At 61.7% G+C, this 16492-nt stretch carries 16 protein-coding genes; 14 read left to right on the top strand and 2 right to left on the bottom strand.

Translation table 11 applies throughout. From position 1 onward, the window contains the following. Window positions 1–3 precede the first annotated feature (3 nt). On the top strand, window positions 4–1422 hold the full coding sequence (locus ABZO33_RS21680) for a Y-family DNA polymerase (RefSeq protein WP_414537719.1): 1419 nt from the start codon (window positions 4–6) through the stop codon (window positions 1420–1422). After that, a complete protein-coding gene (locus tag ABZO33_RS21675; RefSeq protein WP_414537718.1) occupies window positions 1419–4493 on the top strand; it encodes an error-prone DNA polymerase in 3075 nt (1024 codons plus the stop codon). The genes ABZO33_RS21680 and ABZO33_RS21675 overlap by 4 nt, the downstream gene beginning before the upstream one ends. A gap of 3 nt (window positions 4494–4496) precedes the next feature. Here the strand turns inward: ABZO33_RS21675 and ABZO33_RS21670 are convergent, their stop codons facing one another. Then, window positions 4497–5318, bottom strand: a complete 822-nt coding sequence (locus ABZO33_RS21670) for an aldo/keto reductase (protein WP_414537717.1) — start codon at window positions 5316–5318, stop codon at window positions 4497–4499. After that, window positions 5306–6211, bottom strand: a complete 906-nt coding sequence (locus ABZO33_RS21665; protein WP_414537716.1) for a LysR family transcriptional regulator — start codon at window positions 6209–6211, stop codon at window positions 5306–5308. Before ABZO33_RS21665 ends, ABZO33_RS21670 begins: the two co-directional genes overlap by 13 nt. 120 nt (window positions 6212–6331) lie before the next feature. Between ABZO33_RS21665 and ABZO33_RS21660 the strand changes: the two genes are divergently transcribed. The 12 genes from ABZO33_RS21660 (at window position 6332) to ABZO33_RS21605 (ending at window position 16300) form a co-directional block, all read left to right on the top strand. After that, window positions 6332–7030 (top strand): CoA transferase subunit A, encoded by a 699-nt coding sequence (locus ABZO33_RS21660; protein ID WP_102685418.1) that lies wholly within the window; start codon window positions 6332–6334, stop codon window positions 7028–7030. A gap of 35 nt (window positions 7031–7065) precedes the next feature. Beyond that, the gene (locus ABZO33_RS21655) at window positions 7066–7722 is read left to right on the top strand and encodes a CoA transferase subunit B (RefSeq protein ID WP_414537715.1); all 657 of its coding nucleotides are present in this window, start codon (window positions 7066–7068) and stop codon (window positions 7720–7722) included. A gap of 137 nt (window positions 7723–7859) precedes the next feature. After that, a complete protein-coding gene (locus tag ABZO33_RS21650; protein WP_414537714.1) occupies window positions 7860–9278 on the top strand; it encodes a short-chain fatty acid transporter in 1419 nt (472 codons plus the stop codon). A gap of 180 nt (window positions 9279–9458) precedes the next feature. Continuing rightward, window positions 9459–11168, top strand: a complete 1710-nt coding sequence (locus ABZO33_RS21645; protein WP_414537713.1) for a ShlB/FhaC/HecB family hemolysin secretion/activation protein — start codon at window positions 9459–9461, stop codon at window positions 11166–11168. A gap of 23 nt (window positions 11169–11191) precedes the next feature. Next, on the top strand, window positions 11192–11410 hold the full coding sequence (locus tag ABZO33_RS21640; RefSeq protein WP_414537712.1) for a hypothetical protein: 219 nt from the start codon (window positions 11192–11194) through the stop codon (window positions 11408–11410). A 438-nt stretch (window positions 11411–11848) separates the two neighbouring features. Continuing rightward, window positions 11849–12169, top strand: coding sequence for a hypothetical protein (locus ABZO33_RS21635; RefSeq protein ID WP_414537711.1), 321 nt, complete (start codon window positions 11849–11851; stop codon window positions 12167–12169). Between the two features lie 307 nt (window positions 12170–12476). After that, window positions 12477–13073, top strand: coding sequence for a hypothetical protein (locus ABZO33_RS21630; RefSeq protein WP_414537710.1), 597 nt, complete (start codon window positions 12477–12479; stop codon window positions 13071–13073). A gap of 485 nt (window positions 13074–13558) precedes the next feature. Continuing rightward, on the top strand, window positions 13559–13789 hold the full coding sequence (locus ABZO33_RS21625; protein WP_414537709.1) for a hypothetical protein: 231 nt from the start codon (window positions 13559–13561) through the stop codon (window positions 13787–13789). A 167-nt stretch (window positions 13790–13956) separates the two neighbouring features. Continuing rightward, the gene (locus ABZO33_RS21620) at window positions 13957–14556 is read left to right on the top strand and encodes a hypothetical protein (RefSeq protein WP_414537708.1); all 600 of its coding nucleotides are present in this window, start codon (window positions 13957–13959) and stop codon (window positions 14554–14556) included. Between the two features lie 343 nt (window positions 14557–14899). Continuing rightward, window positions 14900–15358 carry an Imm42 family immunity protein gene (locus ABZO33_RS21615; protein WP_414537707.1) on the top strand — a complete coding sequence of 153 codons (459 nt, stop codon included), beginning with the start codon at window positions 14900–14902 and terminating at the stop codon, window positions 15356–15358. A 378-nt stretch (window positions 15359–15736) separates the two neighbouring features. Further along, window positions 15737–16000: a hypothetical protein gene (locus ABZO33_RS21610; protein WP_414537706.1), complete on the top strand. Its 264-nt coding sequence runs from the start codon at window positions 15737–15739 to the stop codon at window positions 15998–16000. Between the two features lie 27 nt (window positions 16001–16027). Then, window positions 16028–16300 (top strand): DUF3077 domain-containing protein, encoded by a 273-nt coding sequence (locus ABZO33_RS21605; protein ID WP_062360275.1) that lies wholly within the window; start codon window positions 16028–16030, stop codon window positions 16298–16300. Window positions 16301–16492 lie beyond the last annotated feature (192 nt).

Here is a 16492-nt window from a genome sequence, read left to right as displayed (position 1 = left end):
GCCATGCTCTGGGCCTGCATCCTGTTACCCCAGCTGGCGCTGGACACTGCCCTGCGCGAACGCGACGACCCCGAGGCGCCGCTGGTGCTGCTCGGCGGGCCGCCCCAGCGCCGTGTGCTGCGGGCGGTCAACCCGGCGGCCAGTGCGCTGGGCCTGCGCGCCGGGCAGGCCCTGACCGCCGCCCGCGCCCTGGCCGACGGTTTCACCTGTGTCGAGGTCGAGCCGGCGCGTATCGAGCAGTTGCAGCAGTTGCTCGCGGCCTGGGCCTACCGTTTCAGCGCCCAGGTCAGCCTGCACTATCCTCGTGCGCTGCTGCTGGAAGTGGGCTCGAGCCTGCAGCTGTTCGGCCCGTGGCCGTCGTTCGAGGCGCGCCTGCGCCAGGAACTGGCGGCACTCGGCTTGCATCAGCGCATCGTGTTGGCCAGCAATCCGGTGGCGGCGCGCATGCTTGCCAACGGCCACGACGGCCTGGCGCTGACCTGCCCGCAGGCGACCCGCGCCGCCTTGCTCGACATGCCCGTCGAGCGTGTCGGCCTGCCCGGCGAGGCCGCCGAAGCCTTCATCCGCATGGGCCTGCGCCGCCTCGGGCAGGTGCTGGCGCTGCCCCGTGATGCCTTGGCCAGGCGTTTCAGCGCCCAGGTGCAGTTGCACCTGGACCAACTGCTTGGCCTTCGTAGCCTGGGGCTGGATTTCTACCAGCCGCCCGACCGTTTCGAGGCGCGGCTGGAGCTGAACTTCGACGTCGAGTCGCACCAGGCGCTGTTGTTCCCCCTGCGTCGTCTTATCCACGACCTGGCGGCTTTTCTCGCCGGGCGTGACTGCGGCGTACAGCGTTTCGAGCTGCACCTGGAGCATGCCGAAGGCCATGACACCGTGCTCAAGGTCGGCCTGCTGGCTGCCGAACGCGACGCCTCGCTATTGTTCGAGCTTGCCCGTGGCCGCCTGGAGCCGCTGCGCATCCCGGCGCCGGTGCGCAACCTGCGGCTGCTGGCCGCCGACCTGCCACCGTTCGTGCCCCAGCACCAGGCGCTGTTCGACCCGCGTGCGCAGCAGGCCCAGCCCTGGGACCAGTTGCGCGAGCGCCTGCGCGCGCGGCTGGGCGATGACGCGGTCAAGGGCTTGCGCGCCGAGGCTGATCATCGTCCCGAGTGCGCCTGGCAAGGTGTGGAGCAGGGTGGGCAGGGCCATTTGGTGATGGCCCCGGGTCGCCGTCCCGGCTGGTTGCTGCCGGTGCCTCAGGCGTTGTCCGAGAGCGGCCTGCAACTGCTTGGGCAGGCCGAGCGCATCGAATCCGGCTGGTGGGACGGTGGTGATGTGCGGCGCGACTACTACCGCATCGAAACCCGCGATGGCCTGCGCGGCTGGGCCTTCCGCGACCTCGCGGCCCCGGGGCCATTGTGGCTGCAAGGCTGGTTCGCATGAGCGCCCCGGGCTACGCCGAGCTGCACTGCCTGTCGAACTTCAGCTTCCAGCGTGGCGCCTCCAGTGCCGACGAGCTGTTTCGCCGCGCCCGCGAGCAGGGTTACCAGGCCCTGGCGATCACCGACGAATGCACCCTGGCGGGCATCGTCCGGGCCTGGCAGGCGGCAAAGCAGCATCAGGTGCGGCTGATCGTCGGCAGTGAGGTGCGGGTGCACCAGGGGCCGAAGCTGGTCCTGCTGGCCCAGGACCTTGCCGGCTACCAGAACCTCTGCGCCTTGATCACCCGCGCCCGACGGCGCGCGCAGAAGGGCAGCTACCAGTTGCTCGTCGAGGACCTCGAGGCCCATCACCAGGGCTTGCTGGCGCTGTGGGTGGCCGAGCCGGACGATAGCGCCGGGGCCTGGCTGCAACCCCTGTTCGCCGGGCGCCTGTGGCTGGCGGTGCACCTGCACCGCGGGGCCGACGACGCCCAGCGCCTGGCCTATCTGCGCGCGCTGGGAGCGCGACTGGATATCCCGCTGGTGGCCTGCGGTGATGTACACATGCACGTGCGCGGACGGCGGGCGCTGCAGGACTGCATGACCGCCATCCGCGAACATTGCGCGGTCGCCGAGGCGGGGCGGTTCCTGTTCGCCAACGGCGAACGTCACCTGAGGTCGCTCGACCAGTTGCGCGAGCTGTACCCTGACGATCTGCTGGTACAGACCCTGCAGGTTGTCGAACGCTGCACCTTTGATCTGTCCCAGCTGAACTACCAATACCCACGGGAACTGGTACCCGAGGGGCAGACCCCGGCCAGCTGGCTGCGCGAGTTGTGCCGGCGAGGGTTGCCCGAGCGCTGGCCCCAGGGCCCGAGCGACCAGGTCCACGCGGTGCTGGAGCGGGAGCTGGCGCTGATCGAGGAACTTGGCTACGAGAGCTACTTCCTCACCGTCCACGACATCGTCGCCTTCGCCCGCCGCCAGCGCATCCTCTGCCAGGGGCGCGGTTCGGCGGCCAACTCGGTGGTGTGTTTCGTGCTTGGCATCACCGAGCTCGACCCGATGGAGCACCGGCTGCTGTTCGAGCGCTTTCTGTCCCGCGAGCGCAACGAGCCGCCGGATATCGATGTGGATTTCGAGCACGACCGTCGCGAAGAAGTCATCCAGTACGTGTTCCGTCGCTACGGCCGGCATCGCGCCGCGCTGACGGCGGTGGTCAGCAGTTACCACGCCGCAGGCGCGGTGCGTGACGTGGCGCGGGTGCTGGGGCTGCCAGCCGACCAGGTGGATGCCCTGGCCAAGTGCTGCGGGCGCTGGAGCGACCGCATTCCCGATGCCGCACGGTTGGCCGAGGCCGGGTTCGATGCGCAGAGTCCGTCGCTGCGGCGCATCCTGGTGCTGGCCGGCGAGCTGATCGGCTTCCCCCGGCATCTCTCGCAGCACCCGGGTGGTTTCGTGATTTCCGAGCAACCCCTGGACCAGCTGGTGCCGGTGGAGAACGCGGCCATGGCCGAGCGTACGGTGATTCAGTGGGACAAGGACGACCTGGACATGGTCGGGCTGCTCAAGGTCGATGTGCTGGCGCTGGGCATGCTCAGCGCGCTGCGCCGCTGCTTCGACCTGATCGCCCGGCACCGGGGGCGCGAGTACACGCTGGCGACCCTGCCCAAGGAAGACCCGGCCACCTACGCCATGATCGGCCGGGCCGAGACCATGGGCGTGTTTCAGATCGAGTCGCGGGCGCAGATGGCCATGCTGCCCCGGCTCAAGCCGGTGAAGTTCTACGACCTGGTGATCGAGGTGGCCATTGTCCGACCCGGGCCGATCCAGGGCGACATGGTCCACCCATACCTGCGCCGCAGGCTCAAACAGGAGCCGGTCACCTACCCATCGGAAAAGCTCAAGGCCGTTTTCGAGCGCACCCTGGGCGTGCCGCTGTTCCAGGAGCAGGTGATGGAGCTGGCCATGGTCGCCGCCGACTACAGCCCCGGCGAGGCCGACCAGCTGCGCCGCAGCATGGCCGCCTGGAAGCGCCACGGCGGCCTGGAGCCGCACCGCGAGCGGCTGATCGTGGGCATGCTGCGCAATGGCTACGAGCTGGCCTTTGCCGAGCGTATCTTCGAGCAGATCAAGGGCTTCGGCAGCTACGGCTTCCCCGAGTCCCACGCCGCCAGCTTTGCCCTGTTGTGCTACGCCAGCAGCTGGCTCAAGTGCCATGAGCCGGCGATCTTCACCTGCGCGCTGGTCAACAGCTGGCCAATGGGCTTCTACAGCCCCGACCAGTTGCTACAGGAGGCGCGCCGCCAGGGTATCGAAGTGCGCCCGGTGGATGTCTTCCACAGCGAGTGGGATTGCACCCTGGAGGCACTGGGCGCGAACGAACTGGCCATCCGCCTGGGCCTGCGCCAGATCCGCGGCTTCAGCGAAGACGATGCCCGGCGCCTGGAGCAGGCGAGGGCGCAGCGCCCCTGGCGGGATGTCGAGGACCTGTGCCTGCGCGCCGGGCTCGATGGCCGGGCCCGGGCGCGCCTGGCCGACGCCGGGGCATTGCGCGAACTGGCCGGCGACCGCCACCAGGCGCGCTGGCAGGTCGCGGCGGTGCAGGCGCAACTGCCGTTGTTCGCCGAGGTCGAATCGGCATTCGAACAGGCGGTGGCCTTGCCTACACCAAGCATTGCTGAGGACCTGGCTGCCGACTACGGCACCCTGGGCACCACCCTCGGGCCACATCCCCTGAGCCTGCTGCGGACACGCTTGCGTGCGCTGGGGTGTCGCAGTTCAAGGGAGCTGGCAGGGGTCGAGCATGGCGACAGCATCGCCGTCGCCGGCATCGTGGTCGGGCGCCAGCGTCCACAGACCGCCAGTGGCGTGACCTTCGTCACCCTCGAGGACGAGCATGGCATGGTCAACGTGGTGGTCTGGCGCGACCTGGCCGAGCGCCAACGGCGCGAACTGGTAGGCTCGAAGTTGCTCAAGGTGAGCGGGCGGCTGGAGCAGGAGAGCGGGGTGCGGCACCTGATCGCCCGGCGCCTGGAAGACATCAGCCCGCTGTTGCAGGGGCTGGATGTGCGCAGCCGGGACTTCCACTAGACCTCAGACCATCGCCAGGCGCTGCTTGCGTGTCGGAGCCGGGAATGCCTGCTCGATGGCCTGCAGGTCTTCTTCGGCAAGCACCAGGTCGGCCGCCGCCGCATTCAAGCGCACATGCTGCGGATCCACCGCCTTGGGAATCGCGATCACCCCCTCACCCCGCGTCACCCAGGCCAGGCTCACCTGGGCCGGCGTGGCACCATGGCGCTCGGCGATCTCGCTCAGCACGGGATGGCGCAGCAAGCGCCCGGCCTGGGCCAACGGGCAGTAGGCCATGGTCGGCAAACCCTGTTCGAGGCTCCACGGCAACAGGTCGAACTCGATACCACGCTCGGCCGGGTTGTACAGCACCTGGTTGGTGGCGCAGGCGCTGTTATCCAGTTCGCGCAGGTCATCGAGGTCGAAATTGGACACGCCCCAGCGGCGGATCTTGCCCTGCTCGATCAGCCGCTCGAAGGCTTCCACCGTTTCATCCAGCGGGTACTGGCCGCGCCAGTGCAGCAGGTACAGGTCGATGCAGTCGGTACCCAGGCGCTGGAGGCTGCGCTCGCAGGCGGTCGGCACACCGCGTCGGCTGGCATTGTGCGGATAGACCTTGCTGACCAGGAACACCTGGTCGCGACGCCCGGCGATGGCCTGGCCGACCACCTGTTCGGCGCCGCCCTCGGCGTACATTTCCGCAGTGTCGATCAGGCCCAGGCCCAGGTCGATGCCTTGTTGCAGGGCCGCCACCTCGGCGGCCCTGCGGCCCGGGTCTTCGCCCATGTACCAGGTGCCCTGGCCGATGGCCGGAACGCGGGAGCCCGCCAGATTCACGTAACGCATGTCACCTCCTGTGGGTGGGTATGGGTCAGCAGCACATCGAGCAGCGCCTCGGCGGCCTTGGACAGCTTGTGATCACCCAGGGCGATCACACCGATGCGCCGCTCCACGGTGGGTTCGACCAGCGGCACGCAACGGGCGCCGAGCTCCTGCATCTGCTCGATGCACAGCGCCGGCACCGCGCTGACCCCCAAGCCGCTGGCGACCATGCGGCCGACGGTCGACAGCTGGTGGCTCTCGAAGGCCACCGCCAGCTTGCCATGGTTGGCGGCCAGGTGCTGTTCGAGCAACAGGCGCACCGCCGAGGGCCGCTGCAGGGCGATGAAGTCCTCGGCCAGCAGCTCCTGCCAACGCACCTGGGGCTGCTGGGCAAGGGGCGAGTCAGCCGGCACCACGGCGACGAAGCGGTCCATGTACAGCGGGTGAAAGCGCAGCGCCTCGCTGCTTTCAGGCTCGAAGCCGATGCCCAGTTCGACGCGACGATGGCGCACCAGTTCCAGCACCTGCTCGTTGATCACATCGTGCACGGTGACATTGACCTTGGGGTAGCGCTGGCGAAACACCTTCAGCGACCGAGGCAGCAGGTTGCCGGCGAACGCCGGCATGGCGGCCACCGACACCCGCCCCAGTTGCAGGGTGAAGCGCTGACGCAACATTTCCTCGGTGTCGTCCCAATCCGCCAGCAGGCGCCTGGCCAGGGGCAGCAGCACCTCGCCCTCGGGGGTCAGGCTGACGCTGCGGGTGGTGCGGGTGAGCAGGGCGCCGCCGAGGTTGTCCTCCAGCGCCTTGATGGTCAGGCTCAGGGCCGGTTGCGAGACGTGCAGGTGCTCGCCGGCCTGGGCGAAGCTCTGGTACTTGGCCACGGTGACGAAGGCACGCAGCTGCTTGACGTTCATGAGGGGCGGGCCCTTTGTTTTGGAAAAGTTATCAATCGATGACGAAAACAAAATTAACAAATCAGTCGGCTACAGTGAAGATGACCGTACGGTTCCAACAACTACAAAAGGCGACTGAGCATGGCCGGACTGGACAAGCGTGTAGCAACTTACGAAGAGGCCCTGGCGGGCCTGACCGACGACATGACCGTGCTGGCCGGCGGCTTTGGCCTGTGCGGCATCCCCGAGAACCTCATCGCCGAAATCAAGCGCCGCGGCGTCAAGGGCCTGACCGTGGTCTCCAACAACTGCGGCGTCGACGGCTTCGGCCTGGGCGTGCTGCTCGAGGACCGGCAGATCCGCAAGATGATCGCCTCCTACGTTGGCGAGAACGCCGAGTTCGAACGCCAGCTGCTCAGCGGCGAACTGGAAGTGGAGCTCACCCCGCAAGGCACCCTGGCCGAGAAAATGCGCGCCGGCGGCGCCGGCATCCCGGCCTTCTTCACCGCCACCGGCTACGGCACCCCGGTTGCCGAAGGCAAGGAAGTGCGCGAGTTCAACGGCCGCAAGTACATCCTCGAAGCGTCCATCACCGGCGACTTCGCCATTGTCAAAGGCTGGAAGGCCGACCACTACGGCAACGTGGTGTACCGCAACACCGCGCAGAACTTCAACCCGCTGGCCGCCACCGCCGGCAAGATCACCGTGGTCGAGGTCGAAGAGATCGTCGAGCCCGGCGTGCTGCTGCCCAGCGAGATCCACACCCCGGGCATCTATGTCGACCGGGTCATCGTCGGCACTTTCGAGAAGCGCATCGAAAAGCGCACCGTCAAGGCCTGAGCGCCGCCTTCAAGAACAACAAAGAGATCCTGACCATGGCATTGACCCGCGAACAAATGGCGCAACGCGTCGCCCGTGAACTCAAGGACGGCTACTACGTCAACCTCGGCATCGGCATTCCTACCCTGGTGGCCAACTACGTGCCCGACGGCATGGAAGTGATGCTGCAGTCGGAGAATGGCCTGCTGGGCATGGGCGAGTTCCCCACCGAAGCCACGATCGACGCCGACATGATCAACGCCGGCAAGCAGACGGTCACCGCCCGCCGTGGCGCGTCGATCTTCGATTCGGCGCAATCCTTCGCCATGATCCGTGGCGGCCATGTCGACCTCACCGTGCTCGGCGCCTTCGAGGTAGACGTGGAGGGCAACATCGCCTCGTGGATGATCCCCGGCAAGCTGGTCAAGGGCATGGGCGGTGCCATGGACCTGGTGGCCGGCGCCGACAACATCATCGTCACCATGACCCATGCCTCCAAGGATGGCGAATCCAAGCTGCTGCCCAAGTGCAGCCTGCCGCTGACCGGTGCCGGCTGCATCCGCAAGGTGCTGACCGACCTGGCCTACCTGGAGATTGAAAACGGCGCCTTCATCCTGCGCGAGACCGCGCCGGGTGTGAGTGTCGAGGAAATCGTCGCGAAGACCGCCGGCAAGATGATCGTGCCGGACGATGTCAAGGAAATGACCTTCTAAGCAGTACCGTTGCAAGCGCCCCATCGCGGGGCAAGCCCGCTCCCACGAAGGACCACGCATCCCTCGTGGGAGCGGGCTTGCCCCGCGATGGGGCGACGCCGTTTCAGTCCTATAACAATCAAAAAAAGGAAAACATCGTGGCCGCTGATATCCAAGACAGCCGCTCTGCCCGCTTTGCCCTGCGCTGCTCCAACTGGGCCGAACGCTGGTTCCCCGACTCCTGGGTGTTCGCCGCCCTGGCGGTGATGCTGGTGTCCCTCGGCGCCCTTGCCATGGGCGCCAAGCCCACCGACACCGCCAAGGCCTTCGGTGACGGCTTCTGGAGCCTGATCCCGTTCACCATGCAGATGGCCTTCGTGGTCATCGGCGGTTATGTGGTGGCCAGCTCGCCACCCGCCGCCCGGCTGATCGACCGCCTGGCGCGCCTGCCGAAAAACGGCCGCTCGGCGGTGTGCTGGGTGGCGCTGATCTCGATGCTCGCCTCCTTGCTCAACTGGGGGCTGTCGTTGGTATTCGGCGGCCTGCTGGTGCGCGCCCTGGCGCGCCGCACCGACCTGAAGATGGACTACCGCGCCGCCGGCGCCGCCGCCTATCTGGGCCTGGGCGCGGTGTGGGCGCTGGGCCTGTCGTCGTCGGCCGCGCAGTTGCAGGCCAACCCGGCCAGCCTGCCGCCGTCGATCCTGTCGATCACCGGGGTGATCCCGTTCACCGAGACCATCTTCCTCTGGCAATCCGGGGTGATGCTTGCCGCGCTGGTGATCGTCTCGCTGATCGTCGCCTACGCCACCGCGCCCGGCCCGAACAGCGCCCGCAGCGCGCAGGACTGCGGAGTGGACCCGAGCTTCAGCGCACCGCCTTCGCCCCAGCGCACGCGCCCGGGTGAATGGCTGGAGTACAGCCCGATCCTGATCCTGCTGCTGGTGGCCCTGGCCGCCGGCTGGCTGTACCAGGAGTTCGCCACCAAGCCGGCGATCACCGCGATTTCCGGGCTGAACACCTACAACCTGCTGTTCATCATGCTCGGTGCCTTGCTGCACTGGCGCCCGCGCAGCTTCCTCGACGCGGTGGCCCGCGCCGTGCCGACCACCACCGGGGTATTGATCCAGTTCCCGCTGTACGGCTCGATCGCCGCCATCCTCACCCAGGTCAAGGGTGCCGACGCCCAGACCCTGGCCCACCATATCTCGCTGTTCTTCACCCAGATTGCCACCCACGATACTTACGCCTTGCTGATGGGCGTGTATTCGGCGGTGCTCGGCTTCTTCATCCCGTCCGGCGGTGGCAAATGGATCATCGAGGCGCCGTACGTGATGTTGGTGGCCAACGACCTGCAATACCACCTGGGTTGGGCGGTGCAGATCTACAACGCCGCCGAGGCGCTGCCGAACCTGATCAACCCGTTCTACATGCTGCCGCTGCTGGGGGTGTTGGGGCTCAAGGCGCGTGACCTGATCGGCTTCTCGTTCGTGCAGTTGCTGGTGCATGTGCCGCTGGTGCTGGTGTTGCTGTGGGCACTGGGCACCACGTTGCAATATGTCCCGCCTGTAATGCCCTGATCAGGCAGGCCCATCAGACGCCTGCCTGGGAGGGTGTCTGATGGGCGGACAAGCGCTATGGATCGGCGCTTGTGCAGCTTCCTACCGGAGTCTCCGAAAAAGCTGACTGATGGCAAATTGACGTCAATATGCTGGCCACTTACTATGCGCGCCACTTTGCGTTGATCACCAGGGACAGGTATGCCGGTACGTCTTCACTCAGCGCGCAATTATGCGCGCTTCGCATTTGTTGCAACATTGTGCAGCCCGTTGGCCTGGGCCGTTTCACCGGGTGACCAGGACCTGATCCGCGAACGCCAGAACCGCCTGCTCGAAGAGCAGCAACGGCGCCTCGAGGACCTGCGCAACCTGCCCGGCGAAAGCGCGCAACCTACCCAGCAGCAACGGCCCGAAGACACCCGCTGTTTCGATATCCACACCATCGAGCTCAAGGGTGCCGACAGCCTGTCCGCCGCCGACCGCGACAGCCTGCTCAAGCCTTTCATCGACCAGTGCCTGGGCGTCACCCAGCTCAATGCCTTGCTCAAGGCGATCACCGACCATTACCTGGGCCGTGGCCTGGTCACCAGCCGCGCCTACCTGCCGCAGCAGGACCTGTCCTCGGGCCACCTGCAGGTGCTGGTGGTGGAAGGGCGCCTGGAAGGGCTGCGCCCGGACCCGGCCAGCGGCCTGAGCGAGCGCGAGCTGGCCATGGTTTTCCCCGGCGAAGTCGGGCAGCGCCTGAACCTGCGCGAAGTCGAGCAGATGGTCGACCAGCTCAACCGCCTGCCGTCGAACAAAGCGCAGATGGAGCTGACCCCCGGCAAGGCCGTCGGCGGCAGCGAGGTGCTGGTGCGCAACACCCAGCAGAAGCCCTGGCGCGCTTCGCTGTCGCGCAACAACGAAGGCCAGCGCAGCACCGGCGAGCAGATGCTCAACCTCGGCCTGGAATGGGACAGCCCACTGGGCCTGGCCGACCAGCTGATGCTGCGCGGTGGCCACGACGTGGTCAGCGACCACACCCAGGGCTCGAAGAACGGTGTGCTGTTCTACAACCTGCCGTGGGGGTGGTGGAACTTCACCTACAGCTACAGCGAGAGCGAGTACCGCTCCCTGGCCCAGGCCAACGGCTTTGCCTTCAAGCAGACCGGCGACAGCCAGAACCACCAGCTGCGCGCCGAGCGTGTGGTACACCGCGATGCCACCAGCAAGACCTCGCTCAATGCCGGCATGGCCCACCTGCGCACCAACAACTACATCGAAGACAGCCGCCTTGAGGGCAGCAGCAACCGCCTGAGCGAGGCGCAGTTCGGCATCAACCACGGCCGTCGCCTGGGCAATGCCTTCGTCAACATCGACCTGGGCACTCAGGAAGGCATCGGCGCCTTCGACGCCCAGGACAACGCCCACCCACGCCCGGGCCAACCGGTGGCGCGCTACCGCAAGTACAGCGCCACGGTCAGCTATGTGCAGGGCTTCGAACTGCTTGGCGAGCGCCTGAGCTTCACCAGCCTGGCCACCGGCCAGCGCAGCGAAGACGTGCTGTTCAGCCCGCAGCGCATCAGCCTTGGCGGGCTGTCGTCGGTACGCGGCCTGAAGGACCAGTCGCTGTCCGGTGACAGCGGCGGCTACTGGCGCAACGACCTGCGCTGGACCCGCCCGGTGAGCTGGCCGGTGCTGCAGCCGCTGGTGGCTGAATATGGGATGGGCCTGGGCTACGACCTGGGCGTGATCCGCAACGACCGCTACAACGGCCAGTACCACGGCCGTGCCAGCAGCCACTCGCTGGAATTGTTCGCCCGTGGCAAGCATATGGCGGCCAGCGTGACCTTCGCCCACAGCCTGGAACGCCCCGACGTGCTGACCGAAAAGGAACGCCCGGTTTACTTCCGCCTCGACTTCTTCATCTGATTACCTGATTCACGAGATTTGACATGGACGTCCGCCTGTTTGCCTTCCTGGCCTGCCAACGCTCGGCCAAAGTTCAGCCGCGCGAACAGTTCTGCGGGTTGCCCAAGCGCGGGTTGGCGCTGCTGCTGGAGCTGAGCGGCTGGATACGCTCGAGAAGGCTGAGCTGGCCGGCCTGGTGCTTTCGGGTGCAGGGCCTGTGCGTGGGTTGGCGCGGGGTGGAAGAGGGTTTATTGAGTCTATAAAATCCTGGTTTGGCGCTAGCGGTGCAAAAGGGGCTGTACTTCCCAAAGGTTTTTCAAGTGCAGATGATTTTGCACGCTTTGGCGCAGATGCACGAGATGGCTTGGCCCGTGCTGGCTATGGCAATGTAGAGCCAATTCTTCAAGGAAGTGCTGTAACTGGCCAGAGCTTTAAAACTGGGCAAGCATTTGACGTTGGTAGGGTGAGTGATTTTGATATTGCCTTGACTGGCTCAGAGCTATCTACAACGTGCCCGATCCTTGGGGATAGAGGAGTGGCGGAACCCGTACAGGGCCGTTGAGCTCGAGAGACTTGCAGGCACTTGGTTTAAAGGATTTGTCGAGTAAGCTTAGCGCCCAGGTTGGGCGCGAAGTTAATTTCATGATTTATGACTCTGCGGCGACAGCCTCGAGTCGTGCACCGAGTGTGAGCTTGCCAAAATGACTGTTGCATATGATCTATATGGTGCGAAAGATTTAGCTCTTCTCTCGGCGAAAGTTAATGTAGAACGAGTCTTGAAGGAAGCTTTCGAGGAAAGAGATAGCTATTATCAGGGCGGTATTTATTATATGTTGGGTGGGGGTGATGCAGAGCATTTTGTTTTAAAGCTGAATGTTGATCCTTTTGATGGTGGTGCGGTAGAGCAAGATTATCAGGACTATACGGTCTTGCTTTATATAAATGCTACAGATCGCTCATCTGCTTTAGAGGAAATTATGAAGCAGGCGGGGTTTAAGCTGCTAAGGTATGAGGTGTTTTAAGGGGGCATGGTTATTTGGTAGAAACTGGGGTGGTAGCAAGTGAAAAGGGGACAGATATTTTTTCTCTAATTTCTGCCTTTGCATGGCCAAGACGGCGATCTAGCTTGATGCTTAAGATGTCAGTGAGGACGTCTAGCGCTGGAAATAGGGCAAGTCGAAATTAGAGTGTGAAAAATAAATATATCCCCTTTTTGCTCCTTCTTGGGTGCTGCGCCGGAACTACCGAGAATGTGGGGGCGCTGCTTGAGAAAGGTTCAAGTAATGCCAGGGTGTACACACAATCGGAGTTCTTGAAGGAGTTTAATAAATGATGTTTAGTCCAGAATTGCTAGAGGGCCTTTGGAATGGTGAAAAAAGCATATGCTTATTCATTCTCGAGGGGCGGTTTTATTGGGTTTTAGATTATAAGTATAATTTTACTCTTGATGCCGAAAAAGATTATGCGGCTTATCTTCGGCGGGGCGATATAACCAAAGAGCAATATGTGCAGGCGTGTAGAGAATTTAGGGGTGGCACTCTGCGGCTGACGGCAGATAATTTTTTGCAGTATGTGAGTTGGCTTGAAGACGGCGTTTTGTTGAGTGAGGATTTTGATAGGATTTTCGATGTAGAGGGGTGCGATGTAAGAGCTTTGTTCAAAAAGATTGAGGATTATTATGTGTCAGGCGAGGGGTTGGATTCGGAGGCGTATTATTTTGCAGGGCAGGTAGCTGCAAGGCTGCCAATGTTTTATGTTAATTTTGATAGAAAGATCTATCTGCACATGGATGCGGGGAGGTCTCATGAGGATCTTGTGTATCCTGATTGGCGTGCGGAGTGTTTGGACTTTAGCTTTTTGATACCGGATGCAGAGCGATACTGGGTTAAGTTTGGCGATTTTTGGAAATTCAGGTTTGTGCAGTGAGGAGTGAAAAGGGGATGAAAAGGATTGAAAAGGGGACAGATTTATTTTTGCTACTCTAATTTCTGACTTTGCATGGCCAAGGCGGCGACGAAGCTTGAGAAGTCAGTGAGCATGTCTAGCGCTGGAAGCGGAACACGTCGAAATTAAAGTGGCAAAAATAAATCTGTCCCCTTTTTCGTTTCTATCTGAAGGTGAAATCGCCAGATCTCTCTCTACCCGTAGCGTGGATTTATTCCTTCGGCAGCATTGCTGATCCACGAAAGCTTCAGGTGCTTCTGGATGGAATATGACCGCATGCTTCGCGGAGTTTGCTTACGGACCCCAGGACACCCAATGCGGGTTTAGGTATTGGCACTGGTATCAGTGTTATATGTCATGCTTTTTGAGTAACAGCTTAAGTAGTGTAACCTAGCGATGGTACACTTCGATAGACCAGGCAGTGGAAAAGCAGAATGCCAAAATTCTTGTGTAGATGTGGGTATGTCATGACTTTGTCGCAGGGCTGGTCAGATCATGAAATGACATTGATGCCTGAGTCTGTTATCGAACGGGTTGCAGAGCGCCTGGATGTGGGGTCAATGTCCTCGGAAGAATTCTATGAGGCGATTGAAGTGACTGCGATGACACTTTACCGGTGCCCCCGATGCAAGCGATTGTATTTGGAAGAAGGTAAGAAAAGTTTCACCACCTATGCCGTAGAGCAGGCAGGGGCTTGAGGCTTGGTAAAGTGCCTCGAAAAATAGAGTTGGGCTGGTGGCAGATCTATTCCACCTGATCTGATTTCTGAGTACGTGGGCTTAATGATGAGCACATCATTTTGTCGGTAGTGTAAATGTTGTATTACCTGAAAACTAAGGGTTAAGTCTGTTTTGGAGGCATGGCGATGAGGCTGAATGAGAAATGGATTCCTGGTTTTGGAACGGTATTCACTTGGTTCGCCATGGATAAACTCGGTCGAATTGCAGTCATGGTGAATAATTGCTACGGCGCCATTCCCGAGGTACTGCTGAGGCTGGAAGGGGTAGAGGGGGTGCTGGACTCAATAAGCGAATTTATTTGGCAGGAGTCCCAGGAATATTCTGAATACCCGCCAGCCAAACAGGGTGGCTTTGCAGTGGATCTTTACTCCGCCTGGCGCTGGTCAGGCAAGTCGAAAGCCAGTGTGGTAAGCGCACTGCAAAATGACCTGGAAGAACGACTGAATTATAGCGAGGCTAACCTTGCCTTTAACAAGGGGTTCTTTGTGTATCACGCCGTGGAAGGTAGCCGTGCGGGTGAAGACTACCCCGAAGGGTATGGTGGGGATGCTGCGATGGGTGATTACTTCAGGTTTTTAGTGCCAGGAGAGTACGCCACGCTTGAGGACTTTCCCTTTGGGCTGAGGCGAGGGCTGGTGGTGTCTGATAGCTTGGATTTTTCTTTGTTCCAAGTGCTGCAGAGTAGGCTTGTCAGTCAGCATTTTAGTTCGTTGTATAAGGCGTAGGCAGAGCAGGTTGTATGCTCAGACTGTATCTCAGGGGCCGCAAAGGTTGCCGGAAGAGATAATTATTGGCAGAAAAGGAGCAGAAAAGGGGACAGATTTATTTTTTCTACTCTAATTGCTGCCTTTTCATGGTCAAGACGGCGACGAAGCTTGAAGCTTGAGATGTCAGTGAGCACGTTTAGCGCTGGAATCGGTGCAAGTCGAAATCAGAGTGAGAAAAAATAAATCTGTCCCCTTTTATTTTCTTTTATTTTTGGAACGGTAGTGTTGGTGACAGCCGAGGCGCTCTATGCGGTAACCAGATAACTACGGATATGCAGAAACTTTTGGGAGTGAGAATCAAGTGATTGCAGGTGATCCTGATAGGTTTGCCGTGCAGTTCCAGGTAGTTGATGCGTGGAATGTGCAGGGTGATAGCTGGCGAAATGGTGTGCTTTGCGTGTATGCCGGTGGAGTGCGTATTTTCGATGCTGTAGACGCGTTGGAGCTGCGTTCAGCGCTGAGTTTCTTCTCCGGCATCCGGTTGCCTGGCTCTACTGCAGATCTAATGTATGAGGATCGAGAGATTTTCGACAATGCCAGGGCCTACTTTTCGGGGGAGAGAGGCGAATTGCTACCAGGAATCGCGGATCTTTCGGCTTCTGAAGCTGAAGATTCTGGTTTCATGCTGTATTTCAAAATGGAACGGGATGGCGATCGACTGGTTTGGTCACGGGATGATGGCCGTACAGTAGAAGGTTTAAAACTTGAGACCGGTACCGTAGCTGCTGTCATCGAACAGCTCAAAACGTGTAGGTTGTAGCGTTCAACCGAGACAGCTTCGTAGGCGACTTTGCTGTGGCATCCTCGCCGTTTCTGGTTTTTTGCATCTGGAGCAAAGATAAGAATCGGAATTTCCTTATTCCTTGTAGTCCATTTCCGAAGCATGCTTTTACCGCCTTTCAGCCCTTGCCCCAGGCCACCTCGGCTTCTAGTCTCGGCCAGCCACTGCCAATTCAGTGGTCGGTTTTGACAGACCGTAGACGTTGCCCTCGTAGGCTTGCTTTCATGGCGGCTGTACGTGTGGGCACCCCGTGTGCGCCGAGTGCCAACGTCTCGGTCTGTCAACCCGCGTACAGCTGCCACCCTCTTGTTTGACAGCAAAGCTTGGCGGCTCCATTTCACACGTTGGAGTCAAGACATGCTGAAGATTGTCCCCGATCCACCTTCCCCCCAAGACCACGCCCACTTCCTCGAAGACACCTTGGTACGCGCCATCGAGTACGCCTTTTGCGCCCTCACGGTGGCCAACCAGGCCGTGCAGCTCAAGCCCCGGTCGCCCGGCGCGATCCTGATGCTGGCCGCCGCCCATGAGATGGAGGCGGTGCGCACGTTGCTCGAATCCGCCCTGGCCCAGGTGCAGCACTTGGCCCAAGCGCCGGGCGAGCCCCGCACGCTGCACTAGCCGACGACGTTTTCAGGGAGATCGATCATGACCACAGACGATGGCAAGACCCCGCTCACGCCGGGCAAGACCCGTTTCTACCAGGGCGAGGGCAAAGATGCCCAACCGCTGTTCTGTATCGAGCCTGGCATCCCTTGCCAGCATGCCCGCGAACAGGCGTCGGAGCTGATGGACTATGTGCGGCACCTGACCTTGGTCGGGGTGATGGACGAAGACCCGCGGATGGTCTGGGCTGCGCACTACCTAAGTGCCTTGGCCAAGGCACTGATGGATGATGCGGAATTGGGGATGGCGCATTAGCCGCAAGGCTCGCTTGCTCCTGCGGGGTGGGATTGCCAGCAATTCCCACTCCGTGGCCCTGCCGCACTCCAGTCGGATATGCCGAAAAAATTTTATCTCGCCTCGACCGCTCTATCTCAATGGTCTTGGCTTGCCAGGCAAGAAAATCCAGGAAAAGTCCAATGATGGCAAATTGACGCCAAAATGATGGCC

This window comes from Pseudomonas sp. CAM1A (assembly GCF_047501685.1).
In the GTDB taxonomy this organism is placed as follows: domain Bacteria; phylum Pseudomonadota; class Gammaproteobacteria; order Pseudomonadales; family Pseudomonadaceae; genus Aquipseudomonas.
Note: the sequence above shows the minus strand (reverse complement) of the source record. Positions and strands in the feature narration are given on the sequence as shown.